Raw genomic sequence first — 702 nt, 5'->3', positions numbered from 1 at the left:
CACGTGCCGCGTCACGTCGCCGTACCGCAGCCCCGCCGCGACCGACGCCACGCCCGTGGCGGGGTCGACCACGACGGGCGGGCGGCCGTCGTCGTACCGGTCGAGGACGACGTGCGTGCCGGTCGTGTCCGCGACGTCCCCGAACGAGTGCCGGGACCCGAGCGCCTTGACGCGCGGCGAGCGCCGCACGACGTCGGCCAGTGCCTCGGGCGTCCGGGGATGCACGACCTCGACGGAGGAGTAGGTGAGGTTCCCGGCCCAGTTGCCGGAGCGTGCGGGTTCGGCGGTCGTCGTCACACCCCCACCCTGCCACCCCCCGTCCCCGCCGAACACGACATGAGGGTCGTTTTCCGGCCGATAACGGCCCTCATGTCGTGCTCGACAGGGGGTAGGGGGCGGAGGCGGGGGTCGCTCGAGGGTTCAATAATGTGATATCACTTTGCTATACACACCGCGCGGCCGCCGGCCGCAGGAGAGGACGGCCCCCGTGACCGAGAGCGCAGCACCCCCGCAGGAGTCCGTCGGCGGCGAGCCGACCGGCCGTCCGGTCGGTCATGACGACACGCGCGTCGACGTCACCGAGCAGGCCGCGTGGTCGCTCGGCGCGGGCGGTGGCGGCCTGGTGATCCTGCTCGTCCTCGCGCTGACCGTGGCCTCGCTCGTCTTCCAAGAGTTCGGCCCCGCGGCCGCGTGCAGATACGG

Annotated in this window: 1 protein-coding gene and 1 pseudogene; one reads left to right on the top strand and one right to left on the bottom strand. The window is 72.8% G+C overall.

The features are described 5' to 3' along the window. Positions 1-297 (bottom strand): annotated as a pseudogene (locus tag G3I78_RS46605) (FAD-dependent oxidoreductase); the annotation flags it as partial. Positions 298-487: 190 nt separating this feature from the next. Here G3I78_RS46605 and G3I78_RS46600 point away from each other — a divergent pair. After that, positions 488-702 (top strand): hypothetical protein (locus G3I78_RS46600; RefSeq protein WP_203616477.1); only part of this gene is annotated, 215 nt, incomplete at its 3' end.

It is taken from the genome of Streptomyces sp. SID13726 (assembly GCF_010548375.1).
Classification (GTDB): domain Bacteria; phylum Actinomycetota; class Actinomycetes; order Streptomycetales; family Streptomycetaceae; genus Streptomyces.
Note: the sequence above shows the minus strand (reverse complement) of the source record. Positions and strands in the feature narration are given on the sequence as shown.